The sequence below is a fragment of the Stenotrophomonas sp. S4 genome, from assembly GCF_054187805.2.
This window is the reverse complement of sequence record NZ_CM196188.1, coordinates 3,824,162-3,844,478: the sequence shown is the minus strand read 5'-3', so window position 1 is coordinate 3,844,478 and position 20,317 is coordinate 3,824,162. Positions and strand designations below refer to the sequence as shown.

The 20,317-nt window shown below is 66.2% G+C and carries 15 protein-coding genes; 14 read left to right on the top strand and 1 reads right to left on the bottom strand.

The annotated features are described in order from the left end of the window. Window positions 1-7: 7 nt before the first annotated feature. Window positions 8-3,076, bottom strand: coding sequence for a formate dehydrogenase-N subunit alpha (gene fdnG, locus ACUZUJ_RS17880; protein WP_458220739.1), 3,069 nt, complete (start codon window positions 3,074-3,076; stop codon window positions 8-10). A gap of 290 nt (window positions 3,077-3,366) precedes the next feature. Between fdnG and gmk the strand changes: the two genes are divergently transcribed. The 14 genes from gmk (at window position 3,367) to ACUZUJ_RS17810 (ending at window position 20,260) form a co-directional block, all read left to right on the top strand. Continuing rightward, window positions 3,367-4,032 carry a guanylate kinase gene (gmk, locus tag ACUZUJ_RS17875; protein WP_014038334.1) on the top strand — a complete coding sequence of 222 codons (666 nt, stop codon included), beginning with the start codon at window positions 3,367-3,369 and terminating at the stop codon, window positions 4,030-4,032. A 110-nt stretch (window positions 4,033-4,142) separates the two neighbouring features. Next, window positions 4,143-4,442 carry a DNA-directed RNA polymerase subunit omega gene (gene rpoZ, locus ACUZUJ_RS17870; RefSeq protein WP_005410877.1) on the top strand — a complete coding sequence of 100 codons (300 nt, stop codon included), beginning with the start codon at window positions 4,143-4,145 and terminating at the stop codon, window positions 4,440-4,442. 106 nt (window positions 4,443-4,548) lie between these two features. Further along, window positions 4,549-6,711, top strand: coding sequence for a RelA/SpoT family protein (locus tag ACUZUJ_RS17865; RefSeq protein WP_005418955.1), 2,163 nt, complete (start codon window positions 4,549-4,551; stop codon window positions 6,709-6,711). 219 nt (window positions 6,712-6,930) lie between these two features. Further along, window positions 6,931-7,317 carry a RidA family protein gene (locus tag ACUZUJ_RS17860; RefSeq protein WP_005410875.1) on the top strand — a complete coding sequence of 129 codons (387 nt, stop codon included), beginning with the start codon at window positions 6,931-6,933 and terminating at the stop codon, window positions 7,315-7,317. A 7-nt stretch (window positions 7,318-7,324) separates the two neighbouring features. Then, window positions 7,325-9,436, top strand: coding sequence for an ATP-dependent DNA helicase RecG (recG, locus tag ACUZUJ_RS17855; RefSeq protein WP_101766018.1), 2,112 nt, complete (start codon window positions 7,325-7,327; stop codon window positions 9,434-9,436). Window positions 9,437-9,899: 463 nt separating this feature from the next. After that, window positions 9,900-10,838 carry a nucleoside hydrolase gene (locus ACUZUJ_RS17850; RefSeq protein ID WP_049442726.1) on the top strand — a complete coding sequence of 313 codons (939 nt, stop codon included), beginning with the start codon at window positions 9,900-9,902 and terminating at the stop codon, window positions 10,836-10,838. Window positions 10,839-10,926: 88 nt separating this feature from the next. Continuing rightward, window positions 10,927-11,169 carry a type B 50S ribosomal protein L31 gene (locus ACUZUJ_RS17845; RefSeq protein ID WP_010484049.1) on the top strand — a complete coding sequence of 81 codons (243 nt, stop codon included), beginning with the start codon at window positions 10,927-10,929 and terminating at the stop codon, window positions 11,167-11,169. A gap of 296 nt (window positions 11,170-11,465) precedes the next feature. Then, the gene (locus ACUZUJ_RS17840; RefSeq protein ID WP_053461289.1) at window positions 11,466-12,743 is read left to right on the top strand and encodes a citrate synthase; all 1,278 of its coding nucleotides are present in this window, start codon (window positions 11,466-11,468) and stop codon (window positions 12,741-12,743) included. Between the two features lie 255 nt (window positions 12,744-12,998). Beyond that, entirely contained in the window at window positions 12,999-14,069 is a 1,071-nt protein-coding gene (locus tag ACUZUJ_RS17835; protein ID WP_458220740.1) for a hypothetical protein, read from the top strand. Between the two features lie 342 nt (window positions 14,070-14,411). Beyond that, a complete protein-coding gene (locus tag ACUZUJ_RS17830; protein WP_101766016.1) occupies window positions 14,412-14,774 on the top strand; it encodes a NirD/YgiW/YdeI family stress tolerance protein in 363 nt (120 codons plus the stop codon). A gap of 336 nt (window positions 14,775-15,110) precedes the next feature. Next, window positions 15,111-15,620, top strand: coding sequence for a CS1 type fimbrial major subunit (locus tag ACUZUJ_RS17825; protein ID WP_458220741.1), 510 nt, complete (start codon window positions 15,111-15,113; stop codon window positions 15,618-15,620). Window positions 15,621-15,671: 51 nt separating this feature from the next. Continuing rightward, the gene (locus ACUZUJ_RS17820) at window positions 15,672-18,404 is read left to right on the top strand and encodes a TcfC E-set like domain-containing protein (RefSeq protein ID WP_458220742.1); all 2,733 of its coding nucleotides are present in this window, start codon (window positions 15,672-15,674) and stop codon (window positions 18,402-18,404) included. Further along, a complete protein-coding gene (locus ACUZUJ_RS17815; RefSeq protein WP_049442721.1) occupies window positions 18,401-19,534 on the top strand; it encodes a CblD like pilus biogenesis initiator family protein in 1,134 nt (377 codons plus the stop codon). Before ACUZUJ_RS17820 ends, ACUZUJ_RS17815 begins: the two co-directional genes overlap by 4 nt. Before the next feature lie 18 nt (window positions 19,535-19,552). Continuing rightward, complete coding sequence (locus tag ACUZUJ_RS17810) at window positions 19,553-20,260, top strand: pilus assembly protein (protein ID WP_101766012.1); 708 nt, start codon at window positions 19,553-19,555, stop codon at window positions 20,258-20,260. Window positions 20,261-20,317 lie beyond the last annotated feature (57 nt).

The window sequence follows — 20,317 nt, the reverse complement described above, 5'->3', positions numbered from 1 at the left end:
GTGTCTCCTACACCTTCTCGACCTTGACCAGGATGCACTTCGATTCGGGGGTCTGCGAGTTGCCGTCACCGATGGCGTTGGTCAGCGTATTGGCGATGTATCCGGGCTTGGCCGCACCCAGGAAGCCCCAGTGGATCGGCACGCCCACCTGGTGCACGGTCCGGCCATCGATCTGCAGGGCCTTGATGCGCTTGGTCACCATCGCCACCGCTTCGATATGCCCGCGCTTGGAACTGACCCGCACGCGGCTGCCGTTGTTGATGCCCAGCTCGTCGGCCAGGGCCGCGCCGATCTCGACGAACTGCTCGGGCTGGATGATCGCGTTGAGCTTGCCGTGCTTGGTCCAGAAGTGGAAATGCTCGGTCAGGCGGTAGGTGGTGGCCACATGCGGGAACTCGTCCGGGGAGCCGATCTGTGCGCGATCGCTGGCGAACACGCGTGCCGCCGGGTTGTTCAGCGTCAGTGCCTGCCCCGGGCTGAGCGGGTTGCTGCGCAGCGGGGTGTCGAACGGTTCGTAGTGCTCCGGGAACGGTCCCTCGGCCATGCCGGCCTTGGCGAAGAAGCGGGCGATGCCTTCCGGATTCATGATGAACGGGCCCATGCCGCCGGCGGGATCTTCGTCGGCCTTGAAGTCCGGCACGTCCACGCTGCCCCAGTTCTTGCCGTTCCAGGCCAGCAGCGTGCGGCGCGGATCGAATGGTTGGCCAGCCACGTCGCACGACGCGCGGTTGTACATCACGCGGCGGTTGGCCGGCCACGCCCAGGCCCAGCCCAGCGTGTTGCCGATGCCGGTGGGGTCGCTGTTGTCACGCCGCGCCATCATGTTGCCGGTCGGGCCCCAGGCGCCGATGTAGATCCAGCAGCCGGAGGACGTGCTGCCGTCGTCGCGCAGGTCGCCGAATGCGGCCAGCTGCTCGCCAGCCTTGCGCACCAGCTTGGTCGGGTCCTTCGGATCGAACACGTCGGCCAGCGCCTTGCCGTTGTATTCCATCGCCAGTTCTTCCGGCGTCGGCAGTTCCGGGTTGGAGTACTCCCAGGCCAGGTCGCGCACCGGCTCCCACCATGCACCGCCATCCTTCTCGTACATCGCCTTGATGCGATGGAACAGCTCGGACATGATCTCGATGTCGCTGCGCGCTTCACCCGGCGGATTGGCCCCCTTCCAGTGCCACTGCAGCCAGCGCGAGGAATTCACCACCGCGCCGTTCTCCTCGGCGAAGGAGGTGGTCGGCAGGCGGAATACTTCGGTCTGGATCGTGCTCGGGTCGACGTCGTTCAGCGCGCCATGGTTCTGCCAGAAGGCAATCGTCTCGGTTTCCAGCGGGTCCATGCTGACCATGAACTTCAGCTTGGAGAACGCACTGATCAGCTTGCCCTTGTTCGGCGCCGAAGCCAGCGGGTTGAAACCCTGGCAGATGTAGCCATGGATCTTCCCCTCGTTCATCAGTTCGTACGCCTGCAGCATGTCGTACGGCTTGTCGAGCTTGGGCAGGTGGTCGAAGCACCAGTTGTTGTCGGCGGTGGCGGCGTCGCCCCACCACGACTTCATCAGGCTGACGTGGAACTTCGGGTAGTTCTGCCAGAACGACATCTGGTTGGCGCGCAGCGGCTTCTGCGTGCGCTTGGCGATGTAGGCGTCGTAGTCCTGCTCGTCCTGTTTCGGCAGGGTCAGGTAGCCGGGCAGCAGGTCCGACATCAGGCCGATGTCGGTCAGGCCCTGGATGTTGGAATGCCCGCGCAGCGCGTTCATGCCACCACCGGCCACGCCGATGTTGCCCAGCAGCAGCTGCACCATGGTGCCGGCGCGCACGTTCTGTGCGCCGATCGAGTGCTGCGTCCAGCCCAGCGCGTACAGGATGGTCATCGCCTTGTCCTTGCCGGCGGTGGACGCGATCATCTCCCACACCTGTCGGATGCTGTTGGCCGGCGTGCCGCAGATGCGTTCGACCATCTCCACGGTGTAGCGCGCGTAGTGCTGCTTGAGCAGGTTGTAGACGCAGCGCGGGTCCTTCAGCGTCGGGTCGCTGCGCACGAAGCCATCGTCACCGTACGCGTAGTCCCAGCTGGAGCGGTCGTAGCTGCGCTTCTCCTCGTTGTAGCCCGAATACAGGCCGTCCTTGAAGGCGAATTCGTCCTTCACCAGGAACGACATGTCGGTGTAGTTCAGCACGTACTCGTGCTGGATGCGGTCCTCGGTCAACAGGTAGTTGATCAGGCCGCCCAGGAACACGATGTCGGTGCCGGTACGGATCGGCGCGTACACGTCGGCCACGGCGGCCGAGCGGTTGAAGCGCGGATCGACCACGATCAGCCGGGCCTTGTTGTGTGCCTTGGCCTCGGTCACCCATTTGAACCCGCACGGATGCGCCTCGGCGGCATTGCCACCCATGATCAGGATCAGGTCGGCATTCTTGATGTCGACCCAGTGATTCGTCATCGCACCACGGCCTAGCGTCGGGGCAAGACCTGCCACCGTCGGGCCGTGTCAGACACGTGCCTGGTTGTCGAATGCCAACATGCCAAGGGAGCGCACGACCTTGTGGGTCAGCACCGCGGTTTCATTGCTGGTGGCCGAGGCGGCCAGCATGCCGGTGGTCAGCCAGCGGTTGACCGTCTGCCCGGCCTCGTTCTTCTGCACGAAGTTGGCATCGCGGTCTTCCTTCATCAGCCGCGCGATGCGGTCCAGCGCATCGTCCCAGCTCAGCCGCTTCCACTCGTTCGAGCCCGGTGCGCGGTACTCGGGGTAGAGCAGGCGCGACTTGCTGTGGATGATGTCGGCCAGGCCGGCACCCTTCGGGCACAGCGTGCCGCGGTTGACCGGGTGGTCCGGGTCGCCCTCGATATGGAAGATGCTCGGCTCGGCATTCTTGGCACCGTCGCCGAGGCTGTACATCAGGATGCCGCAGGCCACCGAACAGTACGTACAGGTGTTGCGGGTCTCGGTCGCGCGGGTCAGCTTGTACTGCCTGACCTCCGCGAGCGCGATGCCGGGCGCGAAGCCCATCAATGCCAGGCTGGAGCCGACCAGGGTTGTCCCGGTCACTTTCAGGAACTGGCGGCGGCTCATCGATGGCATGCCGTTCTCCTGGGATGGCGGGGAGGCGCAGGCCTCCGGGCTGTCGTTGGGTACGGCCCGGTTATAGCACAGGCCCCCGGATGCCCATGTGGCACAAGGCCCGGCGCCTGCCGGACGGGCGCGCAACCGGGCCGCTCTGGTAAAGTTGCGTGCCCGCCCCCCGGGGAAGCGTCTGCCGGGCCTGGTTCCAGGATGTTCCGCGCAGCCCCCGCCGTCCTGGCGCGATCCTCCGCGCCGGATCTGGAACATCGAGGAAAAATCTTGCGAAATCAACCCGTTGGATCCCCCGCATGAGCGCCCCGTCGAAGCCGTCGGACGCCGTTGCGCGCGGCACGCTGTACATCGTCGCCGCCCCGTCCGGTGCCGGCAAGAGCAGCATCGTCAATGCCACCCTGGCGCGTGACCCGCAGATCGCCCTGTCGATCTCCTTCACCTCGCGCGCGATGCGCCCGGGTGAGGTGAACGGCCAGCACTACCATTTCGTCTCTGCGGAAAAGTTCGAGGAAATGATCGCCGCTGGCGACTTCTTCGAGCATGCCTGGGTGCACGGCGACTGGAAGGGCACCGCCCGCCAGTCGGTGGAACCGCAGCTGGCCGCCGGCCAGGACGTGCTGCTGGAGATCGACTGGCAGGGCGCGCAGCAGGTGCGCCAGCTGGTGCCGGGCACGGTCACCGTGTTCATCCTGCCGCCGTCCAAGCAGGCCCTGCAGGACCGCATGCGCAAGCGCGGCCAGGACAGCGAGGCGGTCATCGCCCAGCGCCTGGGCGCGGCCCGCGATGAGATGCTGCACTTCAACGAGTTCGACTACGTCATCGTCAACGAGGTGTTCGACACCGCGGTGGACGAGCTGTGCGCCATCTTCACCGCCAGCCGCCTGCGCCGGGAGGCCCAGAAGGTCCGCCACGCCGGCCTGATCCAGGCCCTGTTGACCCCCGATCCGGGCGCAACTGACTGATTCCAAAAGAATCGGGTAGGGGTTGGCTTGATTTTGTCCAGCCCCTGCCAGTACACTCCGTCCCCTTTCCCTCATTCGACTGAGCGGCCGACCGGTCGCCGGGAGCCCGTATGGCCCGCATCACCGTAGAAGATTGCCTGGAAGTCGTTAACAACCGTTTCGAACTGGTCATGATGGCTTCCAAGCGTGCCCGCCAGCTCGCCAACGGCGTGCAGGCCACGCTGGACAACAGCGAGACCGAGGACAAGCCGACCGTGCTGGCGCTGCGCGAAATCGCCGCCCGCAAGATCGACAACGCGCTGATCGACGAAGTCGAGAAGGCCGAGCGTGAGCGCGCCGAGCGCGAAGCGCTGGAGTGGGCCGCCGCGGAAGTGGTCGCCGACGAAGACATGTCCAAGAACGACGATTGATCGCATCGATCAACGTAATCGTTGGATGTGCCAAACAGCCCGCCCCGTGCGGGCTGTTTCGCATTCAGGATTTGCCGTAAACGTCGCGCTGGAATAGGCTGCGGGCATGAACCCAGGCCCCACTGCCAAGGTCGCCGCAGCCCCCACTGCCGCCGTACCCGACTACGTCCTCCAGCTTGAACGCGCCGCCCATTACCTGCCGCCGGAACAGCTGCCGCTGTTGCGCCGTGCCTGGGAAGTCGGAGCCTCCGCGCACGCTGGGCAGACGCGCAAGTCGGGCGAGCCCTATATCACCCATCCGGTGGCCGTGGCCCAGGTGCTGGCCGAGCTCGGCCTGGACGTGGAAGCGCTGATCGCCGCGATCCTGCACGACACCATCGAAGACACCCCGCTGACCCGTGAGGCGCTGGCCGCCGAGTTCGGCGAAGCCGTGGCCGAACTGGTCGACGGCGTCACCAAGCTGGACAAGCTGAAGTTCCGCGACCGCCAGGAGGCTGCCGCCGAGAGCTTCCGCAAGATGCTGCTGGCGATGTCGCGCGACCTGCGCGTGATCATGATCAAGCTGGCCGATCGCCTGCACAACATGCGCACGCTGGGCGCGCAGAGCCGCGAAGCACGCGGCCGCATCGCCCGCGAAACGCTGGAGATATACGCGCCCATCGCCCAGCGCCTGGGCATGAGCCTAGTCAAGAGCGAGCTGCAGAATCTGGGATTCAAGGCGCTGTACCCGTGGCGCCACGCCATCATCGAAAAACACATCCGCAGCCAGCCGGTGGTGCGCCGCGAAGCGATGGCACAGGTGGAAGTGCAGCTGTCGCAGCGCCTGGCCAAGGAGGGGATCGAGCATCGGCTGATCAGCCGCATCAAGACCCCGTGGAGCATCTACAACAAGATGCGCGACGAGAACAAATCCTTCGACCAGGTGATGGATGTGTTCGGCTTCCGCCTGGTCGTGCGCAGCGTGCCCAGCTGCTACCACGCGCTGGGTTCGGTGCACGCCACCTTCAAGCCGCTGGATGGGCGCTTCCGCGATTTCATCGCCATTCCCAAGGCCAACGGCTACCAGTCGCTGCACACCGTGCTGTTCGGGCCGTATGGCTCGCCGATCGAAGTGCAGATCCGTACCGAGGAAATGGACCTGATCGCCGAACGCGGCGTGGCCGCGCACTGGACCTACAAGTTCGGTGGCGATTCGCCCAACAGTGCACAGAGCCGCGCCCACGCCTGGATCGTCGAGCTGATCGACTCGCAGCGCGCCGCCGGTTCCTCGCTTGAGTTCCTCGACAACGTCAAGGTCGACCTGTTCCCGGACGAGGTCTACCTGTTCACCCCGAAGGGCAAGATCCTCGCCCTACCGCGCAACTCCACCGCGCTGGACTTCGCCTACGCCGTGCACACCGACGTCGGCAACATGGCGGTGGCTTCGCGCGTGGACAAGAAACTGGTGCCACTGCGCACCAAGCTGGTGTCGGGCCAGTCGGTGGAGATCATCACCGCGCGCTCGGCCACGCCGAAACCGCAGTGGCTGGAATTCGTGGTCACCAGCAAGGCACGCACCGCCATCCGCCACCAGCTCAAGCAGCTGGAGCACGAAGACGCCGTGCAGCTGGGCCACCGCATGCTCGACCGTGCGCTGGAAGCAATGGATTCGTCGCTGGAGCGGCTGCCGAAGGGGCGCCTGGATGCGTTCCTGGCCGAACACCGCTTCCCGCGCCTGGAGGCGCTGCTGGCCGAGGTCGCACTGGGCAACTGGATGCCGACCCAGGCCGCGCAGGCGCTGATGGCCTACGCCGAACTGCGGGGCGGCCCGCATTCGCGCCACCACTCGCAGGAAAAGATCCTGATCAACGGCAGCGAGCGTGGCGTGGTCACCTTCGCCGGCTGCTGCCAGCCGATTCCGGGCGACGAGATCATGGGATACCACACCGCCGGCAAGGGCATCGTGGTGCATCGCATGGACTGCCCGAACCTGGCCGAGCTGCGCAAGTCGCCCGAGCGCTGGGTGCCGATCGGCTGGGACACCACCGTTTCCGGCGACTACGACACCTCGCTGGTGGTGGAAGTGGAGAACGGCACCGGCGTGCTGGCACAGCTGGCCGCCGCCATCGCGCAGAGCCACTCCAACATCGAGCGCGTGGACTACCTGGACCGCGACTTCAACGCCGCCGTGCTGGCGTTCAACATCCAGGTACGCGACCGCAACCACCTGGCCGAAGTGATGCGCCGCCTGCGCCGCCTGTCGGTCGTGCAATCGGTACGCCGCCAGTAGATCCACGCCATGCGTGGATGTTCCCGGTAGTGCCGGCCGCTGGCCGGCAACCTCGCGATGTCGGCAAACGTTCATGGAGTTGCCGGCCAACGGCCGGCACTACCATCACCGTGCGGGGGCAGAGCCGTTTCCCGCCGGGAAACGGATCCGACCCCAGCCGATACCGCCCCCACCCGGTACAATCACCGCTCTGTTTTCCCCCAAGCACCGGAGCGACCCATGTCCCGCCAGATCATCAACACCGAAAAGGCCCCCGCCGCCATCGGCCCGTACTCGCAGGCCGTGCGCGCCGGCAACACCGTGTACTTCTCCGGCCAGATCCCGCTCGACCCGGCCACCGGCGACATCGTCGGCGCCGGCGACGTCGAAGCGCAGGCCCGTCGCGCCTTCGACAACCTCAAGGCCGTGGCCGAAGCCGCCGGCGGCTCGCTGGACAAGGTCGTGCGCCTGGGCCTGTACCTGACCGACCTGGGCGAGTTCGCCAAGGTCAACGCGGTCATGCAGGACTACTTCCAGGCCCCGTACCCGGCCCGTTCCACCATCGAAGTCTCCGGCCTGCCGAAGGGCGCCAACTTCGAGGTCGACGCGGTGATGGTCATCGACTGACCGCCACGTGGCACGCAAGGCGGCGGTCACCCCGGTCCTGTCACCGTCCGGCGAAGCATCCCTGGCGATGCTTGCGGGCGTGGGCCCGGCCGTGGCCGCCAAACTGCAGGCGCGTGGCCTGGCCACCCTGCAGGATCTCTGGCTTCATCTGCCGCTGCGCTATGAAGACCGGACCCGGCTGACCCGCATCGAAGACCTGCGCAACGGCGTGCCGGCGCAGGTGGAAGGGCGGGTGGTCGCGGTCGAGCGCGGCATGCGCTACCGGCCGATGCTGAAAGTGGCGATGGAAGACGAAGGGCAGGGCACCCTGGTGCTGCGCTTCTTCCATTTCCGCCAGCAGCAGGTCGGCCAGTTCGCGGTCGGCAACCGGCTGCGCTGCTTCGGCACCCCCAAACCCGGCCATCTCGGCCTGGAAATCGTCCATCCCAGCTACCAGGTGCTGGGCCGCAACGACGATCCCGAACTCGGCGACCGCCTCGACCCGGTGTATCCCACCGTCGAAGGCGTGGGCCCGATGACGATGCGCAAGCTGATCGGCCAGGCCCTGGATCGCCTGCCCGAGGAAAGCACGCTGGAACTGCTGCCCAGCGGCTGGCTGGATGGCCTCGGCCTGCCGTCGCTGCGCAGCGCGCTGCTGACCGTGCACCGGCCACCGCCGGATGCCGATCTGGCCGCCTTGGCAGCAGGTACCCACCCGGCGCAGCGTCGCCTGGCGATGGAAGAACTGCTGGCCCATCACCTCAGCCTGCGTCGCCAGCGCATTGCCTTGCAGGCGCACCATGCGCCGCCGCTGGCCGGCCCCGGCAAGCTGGCCAGGGCGCTGCTGAAGCAGCTGCCGTTCGCCCTGACCGGCGCACAGGCGCGCGTGTTCAAGCAGATCCGTGAAGACCTCGCGCGCCCCAGCCCGATGCTGCGGCTGGTGCAGGGCGATGTCGGCTCCGGCAAGACCGTGGTGGCCGCACTGGCCGCGATGCTGGCGGTGGAGCAGGGCAAGCAGGTCGCATTGGCCGCCCCCACCGAACTGCTGGCCGAGCAGCATCTCAACAATCTGCGCGGCTGGCTGGAACCGCTCGGCGTGCGTATCGCCTGGCTGGCCGGCAAGGTCACCGGCAAGGCGCGCGCCAAGGTGATGGAACAGGTCGCCAACGGCGAAGCGCAGGTGGTGGTCGGTACCCACGCGCTGATGCAGGAGGCGGTGGTGTTCCAGGATCTGGCCCTGGCCATCGTCGACGAACAGCACCGCTTCGGCGTGCACCAGCGCTTGGCGCTGCGCGACAAGGGCGCGGGCGGCAACAGCGTGCCGCACCAGCTGGTGATGACCGCCACGCCGATTCCGCGCACGCTGGCGATGTCCGAGTACGCCGACCTGGATGTCTCGGCCATCGACGAACTGCCGCCAGGTCGCACCCCGGTGCAGACCGTGGCACTCAACAACGACCGCCGTCCCGAACTGATCGAGCGCATCGCGCTGGCCTGCCAGGAAGGGCGGCAGGTGTACTGGGTGTGCACGCTCATCGAGGAAAGCGAAGAGCTCGACGCCACCCCGGCACAGGCCACCTACGAGTCGCTGCAGGCGCTGCTGCCGGGCGTGCGCGTCGGGCTGGTGCATGGCCGCCTGAAGGCCGCCGAGAAGCTGGCGACGATGGTGGCGTTCAAGGCCGGTGAGATCGACCTGCTGGTGGCGACCACCGTGATTGAAGTGGGCGTGGACGTACCGAATGCCTCGCTGATGGTGATCGAGAACGCCGAACGCCTCGGCCTGGCGCAGCTGCACCAGCTGCGTGGCCGCGTGGGCCGTGGTTCGGCCGTGTCGCGCTGCGTGCTGCTGTACCAGGCACCGCTCTCGCAGATGGCGCGCGAGCGCCTGCAGACCATGCGCGAAACCAACGATGGTTTCGTCATCGCCGAGAAGGATCTGGAGCTGCGTGGCCCGGGTGAACTGCTGGGCACCCGCCAGACCGGCCTGGCCGGTTTCCGCATTGCTGATCTCGCGCGCGACGCCGGCCTGCTGCCTGGCGTGCATGACCTGGCCGAGCGCCTGCTGGACCAGCAGCCCGCGCTGGCCGACCGCGTGGTGCAGCGCTGGATCGGCACCGCCGTGCGCTACGCCTCGGCGTAAGCGGCGGGGTCAGAGCCCTTTGCACAGCAAAGGGCTCCGACCCCATCCCCGGGACGCTCATCCACGCATGGCGTGGATCTACTGCACGCTGCGCGCGTGAGTCGAGCATGGCTCGACTCTACAGAGAGCCGATTCGATCAATCCGTGGATGTGTCGACCAAGGTCGACACCTACCAGAGCAGAACGCCGTTCCGACAGACCGCGGGAAATTGTCGAAGGCGGGGTGGGTCCGGTGGCGGGGGCGTGAGCGCCATGGATGGCGCGACCGAGGCTACATGGACGTATTCACGCCGTCCCCCGCCATCGGACCCACCCCGCCATCCCACGGATAGCCAGCTTTTGCTCTTGCCGTTGCTCCTGCCTCGGCGGGTGCAGGGCGCAGCCCTGCCAGAACCCCCACACCCGTACTTGCAACGGTCATCATCCCGGTCCACACTTCGTTGCCGATCTGAAGACGGCAACGATGACCCACAAGATCCCCCTGTTGATCGACACCGACCCCGGTGTGGACGACGCCCTGGCCCTGCTGATGGCCTTTGCCGATGAACGGCATGACGTGGTCGCCCTGACCATCGCCGCCGGCAATGTCGGCCTGCAGTACACCGTCCGCAACGCCCTCAAGCTCTGCGACATCGTCGGCCGCGCCGACGTGCCGGTGTTTGCCGGAAGCCCGGATCCGCTGCTGCATCCCTCCGTCGACGCTGCCCATGTGCACGGCCGTGATGGTTACGGCGACGTGGACCTGCCGCCGCCGAGCCGCCAGGCTGAGGCCGAGCACGCTGCGCTGGCCATCCTGCGCCTGTCGCACGAGCATGCCGGCGAACTGATGCTGGTGATGCTTGGCCCGCTGACCAACCTGGCGCTGGCATTGAAGCTGGACCCGACCCTGCCCCAGCGCATCAAGCGCATCGTGGTGATGGGCGGGGCGGTCACCTGCCACGGCAACATCACCCCGGCGGCCGAATTCAACATCGCCTTCGATCCGGAAGCGGCGCATGTGGTGTTTACCTCGTTCAAGCACCTGCTGGTGTCGGACTGGGAGGCCACCGTCGCCCACGGCCTGCCGCTGGAAGAAGCCGAGAAGTGGCTGCAGGCCGACTCCGATCGCGCCCGCTTCTACGAGCTGATCTCGCGCAAGACCCGTGGCCTGTCCGAAGACAGCAAGGGCGGCCGCTGGTACACCGCCGATGCGGTCGCCATGGCCTGGGCGCTGAACCCGGAAGGGCAGCTGCAGGTCGAATCGCGGCCGCTGAACGTGGAGCTGAACGGCACGTTCAGCCGCGGCGCCACCATCGTCGACTGGAACCGCCAGACCGGCCAGCCGGACAACTGCGATCTGCTGATGGCCTACGACCAGCAGCGTTTCGAGGCCCTGGTGCGCCAGGCCCTGGGCGCGGACTGAAGCCGATTGACCGGCACCGGTTGCCCCCGGCGGCAACCGGTGCTTATAATGCCGCTCTTGACCACCAGCCCATTTACGGTGTGAGCCCATGAAGGCCGATATCCATCCGAACTACCGCGACGTCGTCTTCCATGACGTCACCTCCGATTTCAAGATCCTGACCCGCTCGACCATGGCGACGAAGGAAACCATCAAGTGGGAAGACGGCAACGACTACCCGCTGGTGAAGGTTGAAATTTCCTCTGCTTCGCACCCGTTCTACACGGGCAAGCACAAGGTCATCGACACCTCGGGCCGTATCGACAAGTTCCAGAAGCGCTACGCGCGCTGATCTGTCGATCCAGCTTCGAACCGACGGCCGCGCTCTGCGCGGCCGTTTGTTTTTCCCCAACGCCTACCCAACGGGCGTTTGGATGGACGGAACACTGCGTTCGTGTGACAACGCTTTTGCCGATCCGGGCCGCTTGCTGGCCGGGTTCTGGCCGCCTGCCGTCTACGACTTCTGTCTAGCGCCGGGCAAATGCTGCTGTGCGATAATGGCGTGATCCCCGGCACAGGCCGAGGACGTCATTCACGTGCCTGACCAATGCGCTTGGGCAGGCGCCTTCCCATGAAGGAGCGCACACAGTGTCCGATCTTGATCAGGTCACGCTCAACGCCGGCGATAAGTCCGTCGTTCTGCCCGTCATCAAACCCACCCTTGGCAACGACTGCGTCGACATCGCGAAGCTGACCAAGGAAACGGGGTTCTTCACCTACGATTCCGGCTTCACCGCGACGGCCAGCTGCAAGTCCGCCATCACTTACATCGACGGCGACAAGGGCGTGCTGCTGTACCGCGGCTACCCGATCGAACAGCTGTCGGAAAAGTCGAGCTACGTCGAAGTGGCCTACCTGCTGATCAACGGCGAGCGCCCGAGCGCCGAGCAGCTGAAGGCCTTCACCGATGAGCTGACCGCCGAAGCCAACGTCGATGATTCGATCAACACACTGATCGGCAGCTTCGCCAAGGATGCCCACCCGATGGCCATCCTGGCAGCCGCGATCGCGCAGCTGTCGGCCATCTACCACGACTCGCTGGACCTGTCCGACGCCGAACAGCGCCGCCAGGCCGCCGTGCGCCTGATCGCCAAGGTGCCGACCCTGTCGGCGCTGATCTACCGCCACGGCAAGGGCCTGCCGGCCAACAAGCCGGACACCTCGCTGGACTACGTCAGCCGCTTCCTGAAGCAGACCTTCGAGTCGGCTGACGGCCAGTACGATCTGAACCCGGACGTGGTCAAGGCGCTGGACCTGCTGTTCATCCTGCACGCCGACCACGAGCAGAACGCCTCGACCTCGACCGTGCGCCTGGTCGGTTCGACCGGTGCCAACCCGTACGCGTCGGTCGCCGCCGGCGTCACCGCGCTGTGGGGTCCGGCCCACGGCGGTGCCAACGAAGCCGTGCTGAAGATGCTGGAAGAGATCGGCACCGCCGACAACGTCGAGTCCGCCGTGGTCAAGGCCAAGGACAAGACCTCCGGCTTCCGCCTGATGGGCTTCGGCCACCGCGTCTACAAGAACTTCGATCCGCGCGCCAAGGTCATCGGCGAGATGACCAGCAAGGTGCTCAAGCAGCTGGGCGTGCAGGATCCGCTGCTGGACGTGGCCGTGAAGCTGGAACAGGCCGCGCTGCAGGACGAGTACTTCGTCGCCCGCAAGCTGTACCCGAACGTCGATTTCTACAGCGGCATCATCTACAAGGCGCTGCAGATCCCGACCGAAATGTTCACCGTCATGTTCGCCCTGGGCCGTACCTCCGGCTGGGTCTCGCATTGGCTGGAACAGCAGGTTGACCCGGAAATGAAGATCGGCCGTCCGCGCCAGGTCTACACCGGCAGCGACGTGCGCGACTACCAGGGCTGATCGCCCGCGTAGGTTGTGCCGAGAACGCCCCGCATCCGCGGGGCGTTTTTTTTTGCTTCGGCTCTGTTGGCTGCCAACCTTGGTTGGCACGCTTTCGACACTCGCGAAAAACCATCGGTAGGTGCCAACCTTGGTTGGCACGCTCTTCACCGCGGCAAGACCGCGTGATTCAAGGGTCTCGCCAGCTTCACAAGCGCTCGCGCAGCCTCAGGACGCCAGCTGCATCCGCAGCATCTGATCCGGAGCGTCCGTCCCATGAGTACCCGATTCGACCCACCCGAGCGCGGCCCGCTCGGCCCAGACGTCGCCACTGTTGTCACCGCCCCTGTCGTCGCCCCTCCCAGCGAAAGCGCCGTGTCCTGGGGCGCGATCTTCGCCGGTGCCGCCGCCGCCGCTGCACTCTCCCTCATCCTGCTGATTCTCGGCGTGGGCCTGGGGCTCTCCTCAGTGTCGCCGTGGTCGTTCGAAGGCGTCAGCAAGGAAACCTTCGGTTGGTCCAGCATCATCTGGCTCACCTTCACCGCGCTGGCGGCTTCGGGTCTGGGGGGCTATCTGGCCGGTCGCCTGCGTACCAAGTGGACGCAGATCCACGGCGATGAAACCTACTTCCGCGATACCGCGCATGGCTTCGTGTCGTGGGCGGTGGCCACGCTGCTCACCGCCGGTCTGCTCACGTCGGCCATCGGTGGGGTGCTGGGCACGGGCGCGAAGGTGGCAGGTGCCACGGCTGGTGCTGCAGTATCCACCGCCGGCGTTGCCGCAGCGGGCGCCGGTAGCGTTGCGGCGGCTGCGCCGGAAGGCGACCTCAACTACTGGGTGGACTCGCTGTTCCGCAGCGCCACCAGCGCAGGGCCGTCTGATCCTGCAACGCCGCCTCCGCCGGGTGCGCCGATGGATCCGAATGCCGCCCCGCCACCGCCGGTCGCAAGCGTCGACCCGCGCGACGCGCGCATGGCCGCACCGCCGCGTCCGATGCCGGGCAATGGCCCGGTGGCTGACCGCCGTGAAGTGCGTGCCGAGGTGAATCGCATCATCGTCAACAGTCTGCAGGGGGACGGCCTGGACCCGGCCGACACCCAGTACCTGTCCCAGCTGATCGCGCGCGAGACCGGCATGAGTCAGGCCGAAGCGCAGGCGCGCGTGACCGATGTGCAGACGCGCATGCGTGCTGCGCTGGAGAAGACCAAGAACACAGCCAAGCAGGCGGCCGACGACGCCCGCAAGGCAGCAGCATATGCCGCGCTGTGGCTGTTCATCACGCTGCTGATCGGCGCGTTCTTCGCCAGCCTCAGCGCCACCTGGGGCGGCCGCCGTCGCGACCTGTAACCCCCGTTCCATGCAAGGAGACCTGCCATGAAAATGATTCTGCTCTGGTTGTTGGGCGTGCCGATTCCGCTGCTGATCCTGTACGCGATCTTCTTCTGATCGCGCGCCAATGCGAGGTCCACGCATGCGTGGATGGCTATTTGTAGAGTCGAGCGGTGCTCGACTCCCGCGTGCAGCGCGGACAGCAGCCGAGCACAGGCTCGAATCTACAAAACCTTGCTTCAGGATCTGAACGAATTCTGACACTGAGTGTCGCTTTCACATCTTTTCGGATCTATTGCATAGGCGTCACATCCGGGGCGATAGAACCTGAGGGTACCTACCCAGCCATGGAGAACACCCATGAACCGACTGCTTGCCATTGCCCTCATTGCCACACCGTTGGCCCTGCTGAGCCCGCAGGCCTTCGCGCAGTACACCGGTCCAGGTGCAGGAAGCGCTGCAAGTACCGTCGCCGATGCGCGCGCCCAGCGCGACGACCACCCGGTGGTGCTGCGAGGCACCCTGGTTGCCAAGCTTGGCCACGAGCGTTACCAGTTCCGCGACGCCAGTGGCCAGATCGAAGTGGAGATCGACGACGAAGACCTGCCGCCGCAGGCCATCGGTGCCGATACCGTGGTCGAGCTGCGTGGCAAGGTCGACACGCATCGGTTCAAGCCGACCGACATTGATGTTGATCACGTCACCGTGGCGCCCGCCGGTTGAGGATCGCTCGCAATTGCGACATGTAGAGTCGAGCCATGCTCGACTCACGCATGCAGCGCGAACCGCAGTCGAGCACGGCTCGACTCTACAAAAGCAAAGCAATGAGGTTTTTTGCATTTACCGGATGAGGGAAATTGCATAACCCTCAAACATTGAACACCTTCAAGGATTCTCCTTAACGTTCAATGTTTTAGGAAAGCTTGAATGGCCTGCACAGCAAGGGGTTCCTAACATTCTCTCCGTCGCCCGCACCCATCCCCGCGGGCGGCGCTTCCCTCCCTTTTCTCCTTGGGGAGGGGAGCTTTCATATTCCCCCTTGTCCGAGAGAGACAACCCATGCACGCCATTCTCAAGAAGGCCGCGCTCGCTGCAGCGCTGGCCACGGCTTCGCTGTCCGCGTACGCCGTGGAAACCAAGATCTCCGTCTACGCCGACGTCGACCCGACCCTGGCCCTGCTGCGTGATGACGGCAGCGCGCTGCCCGATCTGATCACTCTGACTCATGACCCGATGCGCGGCCTGATTCCGGACACTCAGCGCGTTCGCATCCATACCAACGATCAGGACGCCGATATCGAAGCCAAGATCGGCGGCGCATTCGTGCTCGCCAATGGTGACGGCAAGGTCACCGTGCCGATGACGGTCAGCCTCAACGGTCGCGATCTGGGCCTCACCCCGATTGAGTACGCTGCAGCCGATCTGTTCACCGGTGCCGGCTCCACCCCGGGTGCGTCGATCTCGATGCCGCTGGTCATCTCACAGACCACCCCGGCCCCGATCGCCACCAAGGGTGCGTATACCGGCGTCGTCAACATCGTGTTGAACCAGAAGGCCACCACGCCGTAATTCCCGCGCCGGCCCGTACGCCGGGCCGGCTGCCTTACCCGCGGTACCCCCATGACATCACACGCCCCCGCCATCACCCGGCTGGCGGTCGCGCTCGCCCTGGCGCTGGCAACACCGCTGGTGGCGGCGCGCGGCGTCCCGCCCGGCTTCGAGGATCTGGTCGAAGGCCAGACCGAACAACTCGATATCCAGCTGTTCGGCCGCTCGGCCGGGCTGTCGCCGGTGCGCGTGACCCTGGAACACGTGCAACTGGAAGAGCCAGCCCAGGTGCTGCAGGCGCTCGACCTGCCCGCCGAGGCGCAGGCCACGCTGCTGCCCGCGTTGTCGCAGCCCATGCCGCGCAACAGCCACCTGGCCTGCCGCTTCGGCGGCGCCACTGCCGGCTGCGGCTATCTCGACCCGCCGGAGGACCCCGCCGCCGTGCGCGCGCTGTACGACGAAGGCGAGGGCGCGGTGCGCCTGTTCGTCGCCCGCCAGTGGATTCCCGGCAAGCCGGCTGCCGAGCGCTTCCACACCGTCAGCGCCAACGCCGAGAACGCCTTCCTGCACCAGCAGGTGATCAATGTCAGCGGCAGCCGCGACTACCAGGCGCTGTCCGCGCGTGGCACCGGCGTGCTGGGCCTGTTCGATCGCGGGCATGTTTCCGCCGAATGGAACTTCAACCAGCAGCGCTATCGCAGCCGCGGCAGTGACAGCGCGTTCCAGTTCGACAACGTCTATTACCGCCATGACCTGGGGCAGGCGCACTACCTGCAGGCCGGGCGCATGGACCGCCGCAACCTGTCCAGCCCGCAGGGCGGCACTTTCAGTTTCAGCATGCTGCCGCTGGACCGCCTGCAGGGCCTGCGCGTGGGCACCACTCAGGCCTATGTGGACGCCGATGCCGCCGTGCAGGCCACGCCGCTGACCGTGCTGCTGGCGCGCGATGCACGCGTGGATGCCTACGACGGCACGCGGCTGCTGCAGACCTCCTACCTGCAGGCCGGCATCAACCAGATCGACACCCGTAACTTCCCGTTCGGCAACTACACCATCACCCTGCGCATCTACGAAGACGGCGTGCTGGTGCGCAGCGAAGACGCGCCGTTCGACAAGGGCGGCGACTGGACCAACAGCCAGTGGCAGTGGTTCGTGCAGGGTGGCAAGCGCAACGAGCGCCGCAGTGATCGCTTCGACGGCGAACGCGTGGCGGTGGCCGGCATGCGCGTGCCGCTGGGCCGCGACGTGGCGATGGTGGCCGGCGCCGCCGACCTCGGCGGCTTCCGCTACGGCGAGCTGCGCGTGGACCTGCGCCGCGTGTACGCCACCCAGGAACTGCGCGCCAGTTTCGGCGGCATGCGCGGCAACGATGGCAGCACCGGCCAGCAGCACCAGCTGTCGTACCGCCGCACCGCGTCCTGGAACATCTACCAGCAGCGCATGCGCGGCAAGGCCTGCCAGTTCGAGGCCGACGCCCGCGACCAGCTGGGCTGCACCAACTCGCTCAGCGCTTCGATGGCGCTGCCGCTGGCTGGTGGCAGTGCCTATGTGGGCTACACGCGGCGCCAGACCTGGCGCGCAGGACGCATCCTGCCGGGCGCAGAAGACGATCCGCTGGCCGGGCTGGACCCGCTGCTGCCACCGCCACCGCCGTGGCAACCGCGACGCGAGCCGCAGCTCAGCCGCACTTGGCAGGCCAGCTTCAGCCGCAGCCATCGCTGGCAGGATTTCAGCGTCTCCACCCGCGTGGGTGTGTGGCAGCAGCGTTCCAGCGACAGCCTGCGCGGCAGTGACCAACGCGACCGCGGCATCTACTTCAACCTGAGCCTGACCCGCCTGCTGCGCGGCACCGCCGGCAGCGGCCAGCGCCGCTATAGCGTGGACGTGCGCCAGCCGCAGCATCAGCGCCCGGACATCAACTACAGCGTCGGCCACAGCCTGCGCCAGGAAGTCGATGCGCAGTACCGCGAGCTGTCGGCCGAACTGCGCGCCAACAACAGCGACCGCTACAGCACCACGCTCAGTGGCCAGCTGCAGAACAGCCTGGGCCAGAGCGGCGCCACGCTGGCGCACTACCAGCAGCGCGGCCGCAGCGAGAGCGCCTACAGCGGCATGCACAGCTCCGGCTTTGCACTGGGCAAGCGCGGCTTCTACTGGAGCGGCAGCAACGGCGCCGACGCCGGCCTGGCCGTGCAGGTGGCGGACACCGACGACGTCGACCTGCGTGGAGTGGCGGCCGAACTGCAGGTGGGCGGCCTGCGCAGGCAACGCCTGCAGATTGGTGAGCGCCGGTTGCTGCCGCTGTCGTCGTACCAGTCGCACCGTGCCGAAGTGCAGGACGCCAGCACCCTGGACAGCATCGCCGCCATCCGCGTGACCGGCGTGGGCGGCGCACGGCCGATGTTCCTCACCCCCGGGCGGCTGATGCGCATGCCGGTGCCGATCGAGGTGACCTACACCTTCATCGGCAACGCCAAGGATCTTGCCGGAGCGCCTCTGGGTGGCGCCCGCATCCTCAACGCGCCGGTGCCCGGCACCAGCGCCAACGGCGGCTTCGTCGCCGACTTCCCGCGTCGCGAGACAACGCTGTACCTGCTGCAGGACGACCGCCTGCTGCACTGCCCGCTGCAGGTGCGCGAGCGCCGCCAGGTGGTGCTGCTGGTGGGCGCCGTGCACTGCGAGCCACTGGCCGTGGCCCAGCTGCCGGCAGAGATCCGCCAGCAGGCCCGCGTGACCCGCCTGCTGCAGGAGCGCGCGTTGATTGCCGCCACGCCCCAGACCGCTGCTGCAGGAGGAACGCCATGAACCGGCGTGTGTTGTTGGTGTTGATGCTGGTGTGTGCGCTGGTGGTGCTGGCGCCGAGGGCGTGGGCGCAGTGGCCGCCGGAGACGCATCCGGTGGATCAGAGCCGGGACATCGTGATGACCTGGGATCGCTCGGCGATGCCGGGTGATGTGGAGCTTTGGGCGCCGCGGACGGTGTTGGGATTCAGTCACGACCTGGCGATGAAGTATGGGCAGATCCATGTGGTTTGTGGGTCTGCTTCTGATAGTGAGTTTGGGAAGTGCCCTGTCGATGGTGAGCCGGGAGTGTCGCTTGGTAGTAGCAATGTCGATCTGCTGTTCGTGGAGCAGAGGACTGGCCTGCGCAGTGAACTTCGGGCTCAGGGATATTTGCAGAGAGTCATGTCGGATTGGATTTGCGCTGTCGACTACTGGGACACACTCAGAAGGCAGTTGAATGCGTCCTTTTGGTACATATGCAGTTCGGGTCAGCCAGTTGGCACAGGGGTGCATCTGGAGCTCCCAGCAACCGAGCTTTCCAGACTCGTTGCAGGCCACTGGAAGGCAACGATGCGCCTGAACATCAAAGCCGACCCAGCCGCAGCTCCGGCAGCCACCGCCGTCTTCAACTTCGACTTCACCGTCACCGACTACGACGCCATTTCGATTTACTTCCCCGGTTTCGACGGCGTTGCACCCCTGGTCAATATGGACCTGCGCTACGACCCCATCCGCAAGGTCGTCGCCGGGCGCAAGGACGTGGACATGTGCCTGTACGACGGCGTGGGTTCGCAGAGCGAGTTCCTCGGCGTCACCGTGCGCGACAGCGGGCCACGCCCACCGCCTGGGCGGGACTTCGCGGTCTGGCATCAGGACGGCGGCAGCGACGATACCCAGCGCCTCGACTACCAGGTCGGCCTGAACTACGGCGGCAACCTGCTGGCCATGAAGCACGGTGAGGAACAGCTGCTGCGCGGCATCGACAGCGCACAGCTGCGCATGGTGCTGCTGCCCGGCATCAGCCAACCCGTGTACTGCGTGCCCACGCCACTGACGCTGGAAACACCGCCCACGCCCATCGCCAGCCAGCGCCCCGGTCTCTACGAGGGCGAGCTGACGGTAGAGCTGCGCGTGCCGACCGCCAAACCCTGATCCCCACCGAGGCTCATCATGAAGAAGCTGTTGTTCTGCCTGTTGCCGTTGAGCGCACTGCTGGCCCCGCCGGCACAAGCCAATCTGTCCATTCATCCGATGCGTGCAGCGGTGGACGCCAAGCACGGTACGAAGATCCGCGTGTACTCGCAATCCACCCAGCCGCAGTATGTGCAGGCACGCCTGCTGCGCATCAGCAACCCGGCACAGGTGGGTGAAGAAGAGATTGAAGTGGAGGCCGCCGATGCTGCGATTGCCATCACGCCTGGCAAGTTCGCACTCAGCGGTGGAGGCAATCGCCTGATCCGGGTGATTCCGCTGCAGACGGTGGAGAAAGAGGCGGCCTACCGCATCTACTTCGAAGGGGTGAAGGGCCCCGACGGCACCATTCTGGAAGGCGATGAGCAGGCGGCGCAGGCCAACGTCGGTGTCAGCTTGGTCTGGGGCGCGCTGGTGAACGTAGTGCCCGCCAAGGGCAGCGTGGATCTGCAACTGCAGGGCAACATCCTGCGGAACACCGGGACGCTGCGTGTGGGCATCACCGGTGCTGCTGAGTGCAGCGCCGGTGGCGTGTGCACGCCACTTGAGCTGTCCAGAAGTCTCTACCCCGACGCTGCGCTGACCTTGCCGTTCCAGCTCCAGCCGGGAAGCACTCTGCAGCTGCAGTACCGACTGTCGAACGACAGCTATCGCGATCACGTAACGACCCTGGCGCCAAGCGCCTGACCTTCATCGCCCCGCGCAAGCGCGGGGCTTCATTTCCCTTGTCCTGTTAAGGAAAAA